We start from the raw sequence: 8,778 nt of genomic DNA on the forward strand, positions 1-8,778 counted from the left end.
GCCTGGGGCTCCTCTCCGCCGCGCGTGCCTGTCCGTGCCGGTGGGTGTCGCGCCTACTCGGCGCGCAGGCCGTCCGGACGCATCAGGCGCCAGAGCAGCGGCAGCGTCACGACGGTGACCGCGAGGACGACGGCGGCACCGGCGCCCGACAAGGTCGCGACGGCCGTCCAGTCGATTCGTACGGAACGCTCGACCATCCGCAGCAGCACCGCGCCCAGGGTGATTCCGGTGCCCACGGCCAGTATCAGTCCCAGCGCCATCGGAATGGCGGTCTGCCACAGGACGGACAGGGCCAGGGTGCGCCGTCGCGTCCCGAAGGCGAGCAGGGCCGCCAGCAGGCGGCGGCGTTCACGCAACTGCTCGGCCTGGGCGACGCAGAGGCTGGCTCCGATCATGAGCAGAACCGCGGAGGAACCGGCGATGAGCGCCCGCTTGATGGTGGCGAAACGGTCGTTGACCTGTTCGGCACGCAAGGTCATCGGCACCAGCCGGGGGTCCGCGCGGCCCACGGCGTTGCGCAGGTACTCGACCGCGTCCGGCACGGACTCGTCCAGTGACACGAACGCGTTGTGGTTCAGGGTGCCCGGCGGCAAGGAGGGCAGGGCACCCGGCGTCACGAGGAGGCCGTCCCGCCGGACCCCGCTGGGGTCGGGCCGGGAGGCGGCCTTGGCCGCTCCTTGGGGCACCTTCCAGGCAACAGGTTTCGAGGGCTCGTCCTCGACGTCGGGGACGGTGATGAAGACCTCACGGCCAGGTTTCAGCCAACGAGTTCCGTCACCCCGAGCCTCGTCACCCTTCCCACCGAGCAGGAAGACATCGCCGTCCTCGCACGTGCGGAGAGTGGCGATCTGACGGAGGTCAATGCAGTCGGCCACCGTCAGCGAGACATAGGCCTCGGGGTTGTCCCTGTCCAGAGTCGCTTCGGCGCTCGCCAGCGTGGTGGCCCGCCGCACTCCCCGTGCGTCGGTCATGGACTTGGTGTATGTACGCATCTCGGCGCTCGACACGGCCCACGGGGCGAGGATCTGCTGCTGGGCCCGCTCGGTGTCGGCGCCGGTGGCCTTGGTGTACGAGCCCTCGATCCCCACGAAGAGGCACTGCAGGGCGATCGCCCCGGCCACGGCGACCGCGATGCCGTTCACGGATCGTGCGGCGTTGCCGCTGCTCAACTCCAGCCGTCGCACCGCCAGTTGCCAGGACACTCCGCCCTTCGGCAGGCGTGGCACCACCGCCTCCACCACCCACGGCAGCAGAACGGTGACTCCCAGCAGGAGCAGCACCACTCCTGCGGTGACCTGCCACTGATTGAACTCCACCCCCTTGCCGCCGCCCGCCAGCGGCAGCAGAAGGAGCGCTCCCAGCACCGGCAGGGCGATCCGCCACCACACCTTGCGCCGGGCCGGCCTGGCCTTGCGCACAACGCCCAGCGGTTCGATCAGCACCGCCCGCATGGCCAGCAGCGTGACCAGGACGGCGGACACCGGCACCGCCACGCACACCAGGCCTGCCAGCAGCGGGCTGGGCGTGAGGTCGCTCGGGAGGAAGCCGGTCTCCGTGAAGGGCAGTACACCGGCCAGCCCCCGCGCCAGGGCGAACAAGCCGACCGAGAGGGCCAGCCCCAGCAGGCTGCCGGCCAGCACCTCGCCGGCCGCGATCCTCCGGGTGACCGCTATCTCCGCGCCCACCAGCCGGAACGCGGCGAGCCGACGGTCGCGCTGCTCTCCTCCGACCCGCACGGCCGCGGCGATGAACACGGCGACCGGGGCCAGGAGGGCGATGAGCGCGATGAGGATGAGGAGCAGGAGAACCGGATCCCATGCGGCGTCCGGCTGCTGGTCACCGAAGCCACGAATCCGCGTGACGGGCCCCTCGGCCGCCTTCAGTTGGTCGCTGCCGGCCCAGTACGCCACCTCCCGGGGTCCGAGCAAACCCTCCGGTGCGACCGTCCCGACCTTGGCGTAGGGCAGGCGCGGAGCCAACAACTTCCTGCCGTCCGCCGACTTGAGCAGCTCGGCGAGCGCCGGGGAGACCATCATCTCCCCGGCGGCCGGAAGGCGGGTGAGCCCCGGCGGTACGGGTGCCTTCGCGCCCTCGGCACGCACCAGGCGCCCGGTGACGTTCTGATCCCTGAACGTGCTGTCGACCTGGGTGATCAGCAGGGTGTCGTCACCGGCGCGCTCGGCCGAGGCGCCGACATCGCGCGCTCTGGTGCGCTCGTCCCTGGCGTCCACCGCGCTGGGTATCGCGGTGGTCAGCAGCAGAAGCGTCGCTCCGAGGGCGACACCGAGGGCGGTGAGAAGGGTCCTCGTCCACCCTTCCCGGCCGCCCGTCACGGCGAACCGGGCACCCAAGGACAGGTCTCGGGACCACAGACGGATGTTCATACGGCCTGCTCCACCGCGCGGGACGTACCGTCGAGCACCACCAGTTGCCGGTCGGCATAGGCGGCGACGCGAGGTTCGTGAGTGACCAGGACCACGGCGGCATCGGTGGAGCGCGCTGCCTCGGTCAGCAGCTGCATGACTCGCTCCCCGTTGTGGGAGTCGAGGGCCCCAGTGGGTTCATCGGCGAACAGGACGCGGGGGCCGGTGACCAAGGAGCGAGCGACGGCCACGCGTTGCCCCTGGCCGCCGGACACCTCGCCCGGCCGGCGGCGCGCGAGGTCGTCGACTTCGAGGCGCCGCATCCAGGCAAGGGCCCGTTCCTCGGCCCCCTTGCGGCCGGCCCCGTTCAGACGCAGAGGCAGGGCGACGTTCTGGACGCAGGTCAGCTCCGGTACAAGCTGCCCGAACTGGAAGACGAAGCCGAAGTCGTGGCGGCGCAGTCTGCTGCGCCCGACGTCGTTCATGGTGGCGAGCTCGCGGCCCTGGTAGCTGATGGAACCGGAATCAGGCGTGACGATCCCGGCGAGGCAGTGCAGGAGCGTGGACTTCCCGGAGCCGGAGGGCCCCATGACGGCAACCACTTCGCCGGCACGGATCGAGAAGTCCGCACCGGCGAGAGCAAGGGTGGGGCCGTAGGCCTTGTGCAGATCACGGGCGGCGAGGAGGACACCGGGCGCGGAGTCCGGCAGTCCGTGGCGTGGATCAGTGATCACCGGCCCACCGTCCGGCCGGGTCCGGCGAGGCGCGAGGCCGTCAGTTCTATGCGGCGCATGTCAGCCTCCATAGGGACCAGGGCGCAGTCGTGGGTGAGTCGGTCGGCGAGGTAGCCCTTACGATCATGAAGAGCACTATACACACTATGTATACATAGTGTGTATAGCTGGCCGGGCACCTGCACCCGACTGCGCAAGCAGCCCCAATGCGGGCTGTCGTCAGGGCCCTTCAGAGGAGAATCAGAATGCGTCCCGCCCGGGTAAGGGCTCCATGGTCAGCATCCATGGCCGCGTCAAGCTCGCGTCTCAAGCTCCCACAGCCGCTCCGAGACCAGTTCCAGCCCTCGGGCGAGGTGTCGCCGATACGTACTGAACGACACGGCCAGGCGCCGCGCGGCGTCCTCCTGCGTACGGGTGCGGTCCAGGAAAGTCACCTTGAGGGCGGCGTGCACGTCTGCCGTGCGAGGGTTTCGACTCAGGGCATCGACGGCGGAGGACAGAACACCCCGAAGCTCCCTGACCAGGTCGTCGCTCTTCCCGGTCACGACCAGTCTGCTTCGCACGAGCGGGGTGCCGGCGAACTCACTGTCGTCGTGCCAGGAACGCAACGCGTGGCGTACGGCGTCGCCGAAGTCGGCGCGGGACAGCACCAGGAGTGTCGCACCGGCATCCGATGGCCGGCTCCGATCAGGCTGGAGGCGGTCCTTGATCCTCTCCAACCACTCGTCCACCCTGACGGCACGCCAGTCGTGACAGAACAGGGCGTACGAGCGATCACCGACCTTGGCGTCCGCCGATGAGCGGGGGTGGTCGCAATAATTCATCAGCGGCTGCCAGAAGTCGGGATCCGCGAGGACGGTCGCCGTCCAGCCGCATCTCTCGGCATGCAGGATCTCGGCGACGGTCCGTGCGTTCAGCAGATCCCAGGAACGCGAAGGTCGCTGATACGCCTCGGAGTTGATGAGGAATCTAGCTACGGCCACGTGTTCACCGGGCCGCAGCGGGCCGTGTCGGGCGACGTGTTCCCACACCGCCGCGACGACCGGGTCAGGGCTGTTCTCCGCATCCTCGTCCGGGTGCAGGCGCAGCCAGCCCAGAAACCCGATCAGCTCACCGGTGCCGCTGCGCCGGTGCACGTGGAAGCCCTCGGGCTGCCGCCGCAGCCAATGATCCACCAGGAGCGCCGATTCCGCCCCCTCCACCTGTTCCGTGATGCGCAGCAGGGTGTCCCTGTCCGCAGGCGCGTACGTCGCCTCGAAGACGTCCGGCTCCATCGGGTCCGAGAGGTACCGGCCAACCCAGTCGGTCTTCGACTGCAGATGGTTGAACGCCGCCGCGGCACGGAGCCCGTCGCTGCCCGTGACGGTGCGAGCTCGCTTGATCATGTGGGAACGGATGGCACCGTCCATGGCCGCGCACTGCTCGGGATTGCGCCAACGCAGATCCCTTTCCAGGATGTCCCGCACCACGTCGTGCGGATAAAGGCCGTCCGGGCCTGCTTCGATGAACGGCAATACCCGCAACCAAGCGAACAGCTGAGGGGCTTCCTCCCCCAGTACGGCTTCAAGAAGTCCTTCGGTCGTGGTCAGTGCGTAGGCGCAGATCTCCAGTGCCCGCCTGTGGGCCGTGCTGGGCACCTCGCCGATCAGCTCGGCCAGCAGCGTCTCCACCACTTCCGGTGTCGGTGCCCAGGTGGCCGGGTCGTGGTTCGACTCCGCACGCAACGCCACGGCGGCGGCCAGTCGGAGCGCCAGAGGGTGCCCGCCGGCGAAGGCGTGCAGTGGGGCACGACGGTCCTGATCGACCCCTCGCCTCTCCAGGAGCGCCATCGCGTCGCCCGGCGCCAGGTCACGCAGGAGGATGGTGCGCGCCAGCTCTCCCCAGCCGAGGCCAGCTTGCCACTGGGGTTCGAAAGGCAGTCTGCCCGCGAGCACGATCAGGGCGCCGCCGGGCAGTCGGGGCAGGTACGAATCGCGCAGCCAGCCCTGCATATCCCGCAGTCGCTCGCAGGTGTCCACGAACAGGACCGGGCGCGTGAGGGTCGCCACCTCCGCTGCGGCTTCCGCGAACGCGTCAGGCCGCGGGACGATGTTTCTGGAGTCGAGCCATACGACAGGACGGCCGGCGGCCCGGCTCAGTCTCGCGCAGTGCTGCAGGAACGTGGTCTTGCCGATGCCGCCCGGTCCGTGCACCAGGAGAAGTACAGGCTCTCCCGGCCCTCCGCGCAGAGCGGTCCGGAAGAGATTCGTCTCCTCGACCCGGCCCACGAAGTTGCGGTTGTGAGCGATGTCCAGCAGATCGGCCATCCGCTCGCCGTTACTGCCGTTGTTCGCCTCGCTCATGCCGCGCCTGCTCCGACGGCAGTGCGCGCGCCTGGGAGGGACCTTGCCGAGAAGGCGGTCTCTCCGGCATCCGCCTGACGTCCCACACCGATCACCCGTAGCGGACGGACCATAGCACCGGCGCCGCGGGAGACATGGGGAACGCACCCCTGACCGCGGATTGAGTGGGCGAGTTCCTTCATGAATGTAAGGTACGCGAGATCACAGAAGGCCTGATGCCTCGCACGGCGTCCGCACATTCGGCCCTCGCCGTCTATCGACGTGATGAGCGGTGTCAACCGCCCTCCCTCAGCGAGCGAGCCAGCCGACCGCCGCGGGCGATTCCAGATCGTCGACCGGCGCAGGTCGAAGCGGCCTTCATTGCGCAGGGCTGATACTTGCAGGAGCCGTGTGACGCCGACGTAGTCGGACAAAGAGCAGCCCAGGAGTTCTTCGTCCCACCCGTCGAAAAGGCATGCAGGGGTGCGGACGGGATCGGTCTGGTCGAAGAGGGCGGCTGTCCGCGCCAGATCGTCTAATCCGTGGTCCTGGTAGCTGAACTGCTAGCCCACGACGCGCAGCACCCAGCTGACGATGGACTCGGCGCTGCCGTTGTCACAGATCATGGCGTCGGTCAGGGCTGCGTATGTGGACAGCATGCTCATCAGATCGCGCTCGGTGCAGCTGCCGTCGCCGCGGTGCTCGTTGCCATACGCAAGGCTGGCGCGGGCAACGTCGGCGAGAGCCCACGGCACGTACTTGCGTGACGGGCTGTTTCACCAGGCGTCTCTGTGCCAACGAGCCGACGCTTCAGCGATAACGGGCAGCAGAGCACTGGGACACTGCCGCCGGACCCGCTGCCCGTACTCGCAACCTGTGACCAACCGGTCGTAGAGAAATGCCGCCACCGATCAAGCGTGACTGATCCGTCGCGGGTTTGTCGCCAGAATTTGCCGCTCGCGGCGCCCCATGGTGCCGTCCGCTGCTACACCCATTCCTGGCCAACCGGTCCGACTGCCCACACGGCGAAGCGGACCGCGCGGTGGCTGGCCCGGCCACGACCGGCCGTTGGCCGCCGCCCTGTAGGCAGTGTTCACCGACGCGCTTTGGATACGCCGCCGCTCAGTTCTGCGTCCAGGAGCGGATCTCGGCAGCAGCGCTGCGTACGTCGAGGGCGTCACGGTCGATGCGTTCGGCGAGGTCGGCGGCGGTCTTGGCGGTGACGGTGACGAACAGCCCTGAGGCGCTGAGATAGGAGGCGGCCACGACTGCGGCGAACAGTTTGTTCCGTGCCTCCAGGGCGGGCACGCGCACCAGTTGGTGCATGAGGGCGGCGGCCCGATGATGGGGTTCGGCGTAGACATACACGTCCAGCACCTTGTCGGCGTGGCGGGCGACGGCGGCCTGCAGACTGCCGAAGTCGGTGACCTCGGGGTCAGCGGGCAGGCTGCGGTGGGCCAGGTCCAGCAGCCAGGCCCGGTCGATGTGCACGATCACGCGGCGCGCCCGTCCTTGCGTGCGGACGGGGCGGCGCCCTGGTCATCGGCGCCGAAGCGGGCATCGAAGTGCTCGGCCCACTCGCCCGCGAAGTGATCGGCCGCGGTCAGGAAGCGGTGGCGCAGGTCGTTGGCCTCATCGGCCAGCAGCTGGCGGGCGTATTCGTTGACCTCCATGCCGACCGCGGCCGCGCGTTCCTCGATGCCCGCATACACCGCTTCCTCGACGCGTACATTGATCTGCTTCTTCGCCATAGCCACCACTGTAGCGCCCTGTACACGCCGCTACAGACGGTTGGGGCTGAAGGCCGCCGCTCCTACTCGGCCGCACACAAGCACTTCCTCCCGCCGTCGGCGCCGTGTGGGGCAGAAATGGAGCCAACGGTGGCGGCGGGGCGGGGTCGAGGGCGATCGGAGTGTGGACCAAGAATCAGCGCGTGGCGGCCAGGAAAGCGGCGGAGAACGCCGCTGGCGCGCAGCCCAGAGCGGGCGTCTCGTACGTCGAGAAGCTGTCAGAGGCCCGGCAGGGGGCTCTGGCGGAGGTTGATCCCGGATGGTGCCCGATGACGTGGGAGGCCGCATGGCAGCGTGCCTACAGGTTGGCGCTCGCCCACGCAAAGGCCGGCGGTGCCTTCCCGGCCGGGGCGGGCGAGCCCATCGTCCAGGGCGAGGACCTCCGAACGTGAGTCACCGCGCAGCAGTACCTGCTGGAGAGCCTCGGCATCCCCCCAAAAAAAGAGCGAAGCCGTGGTGCCCGTACGGCGCTCGCAGGACAAACGGTGGAACACCAACCTCGCGGGCGCCCGACAGCTCCACGTCCGCGAAGGACAGCCACGAACCTCACGCAAGCACATCGAAGACGTGGACGGCGAGCCGATCAAAATGGGAGCGTTCGTGGACAACAGCCGACGCCGGGCCGCGAAGCTCAGTGCGAAACGGCGAGCGGCATTGGATGAGTCAAAGTGCCTCAGCGAGCTGTCTCCAGGTGCCCCTGCGTGTACCGGCTCGGCGATCGTGATCTGACAGGAGCTTGGGGGATCTGAGCGCCAGGGGGGCTTGTGTCCGGTGACTCTTACGAACGGAGCGGCCCGGTATCACCCTCCGGGGTGACCGAACAGTGCCCCGAGCACGGTGTTCATGGCGGTGTTGCGCACGACTTCCGGGTTGGTGGGTTCCGGCGCATTCGGGCGGTCGCACAACATGTCGATCACCGCGACGATCAACGAAAAGGGGTTCACATAGAAGAGGACCGTCTTGGCGGCCCCCGCAGCAACACCGCCCCTGTGTGCGGTTTCAAGGGCCGCACCCCTCGCGAAGCCCGTCACGACGTCTCCCTGCAGGAAGTCGCCAGCGACGTGCCCATAGCTGATGCTCTCAGCAAGGCCCATCGTCCGGTGGTCGCCCGGCTGGTGCATCCCTGCGCTGAAGGGAGCACCCTGCCTCGGTGGGGGGAAGTGGTTCGGCGGGTTGTGGAGTCGCTCGGCCGGCGGAGGGTCGGGCTCCTTCACGAAGGGACCGGCGGGCTCCATCACGAGCCCGCCGGTGGGATCGCACACCCACCTACGCCGCCGGGACCCGGTCCGTTGAGGGCACTCGTCTGTCGCAGAGGCCGACGCGGAATCAGCCCCTGTTACCAATCGCCCGGCGGGATCGCACACCCACCTGCGGCGTTGGGATTCGGTCCGCTGAGGACCCGCCCCTTTCACGAACCCTCCATAGGTTCGTATTCGACCTTCATGCGGGTTTTCGCAATCACGGCCACCCTGGAACTAGTAGTGCTTCGTTAAGTTCTGCGTCTGTTGGCTTTGAGTAGCTGGCCGCAGGTGGTGCAGGTGCCGGTCCAGCACCGCAGGAGGTCTTGCAG

The 8,778-nt window shown here is 68.6% G+C and carries 6 protein-coding genes; all 6 read right to left on the minus strand.

Annotated elements, in window-relative coordinates; all coding sequences use genetic code 11:
- Positions 1-53: 53 nt before the first annotated feature.
- A complete protein-coding gene (locus tag ACFWGJ_RS37985; protein ID WP_387333524.1) occupies positions 54-2,384 on the minus strand; it encodes an FtsX-like permease family protein in 2,331 nt (776 codons plus the stop codon).
- Positions 2,381-3,094: an ABC transporter ATP-binding protein gene (locus ACFWGJ_RS37990; protein WP_387333529.1), complete on the minus strand. Its 714-nt coding sequence runs from the start codon at positions 3,092-3,094 to the stop codon at positions 2,381-2,383. Before ACFWGJ_RS37990 ends, ACFWGJ_RS37985 begins: the two co-directional genes overlap by 4 nt.
- A gap of 296 nt (positions 3,095-3,390) precedes the next feature.
- The gene (locus ACFWGJ_RS37995; RefSeq protein ID WP_387333525.1) at positions 3,391-5,439 is read right to left on the minus strand and encodes an ATP-binding protein; all 2,049 of its coding nucleotides are present in this window, start codon (positions 5,437-5,439) and stop codon (positions 3,391-3,393) included.
- 1,101 nt (positions 5,440-6,540) lie between these two features.
- Positions 6,541-6,915 carry a fic family toxin-antitoxin system, toxin component gene (locus ACFWGJ_RS38000; RefSeq protein ID WP_387333526.1) on the minus strand — a complete coding sequence of 125 codons (375 nt, stop codon included), beginning with the start codon at positions 6,913-6,915 and terminating at the stop codon, positions 6,541-6,543.
- A complete protein-coding gene (locus tag ACFWGJ_RS38005) occupies positions 6,912-7,169 on the minus strand; it encodes a plasmid mobilization protein (protein ID WP_387333527.1) in 258 nt (85 codons plus the stop codon). Before ACFWGJ_RS38005 ends, ACFWGJ_RS38000 begins: the two co-directional genes overlap by 4 nt.
- Positions 7,170-8,008: 839 nt before the next feature.
- Positions 8,009-8,329 carry a hypothetical protein gene (locus tag ACFWGJ_RS38010; RefSeq protein WP_387333528.1) on the minus strand — a complete coding sequence of 107 codons (321 nt, stop codon included), beginning with the start codon at positions 8,327-8,329 and terminating at the stop codon, positions 8,009-8,011.
- Between the last annotated feature and the right edge of the window lie 449 nt (positions 8,330-8,778).

Origin of the sequence: Streptomyces sp. NPDC060205 (genome assembly GCF_042728395.1) — a bacterium.
Classification (GTDB): domain Bacteria; phylum Actinomycetota; class Actinomycetes; order Streptomycetales; family Streptomycetaceae; genus Streptomyces.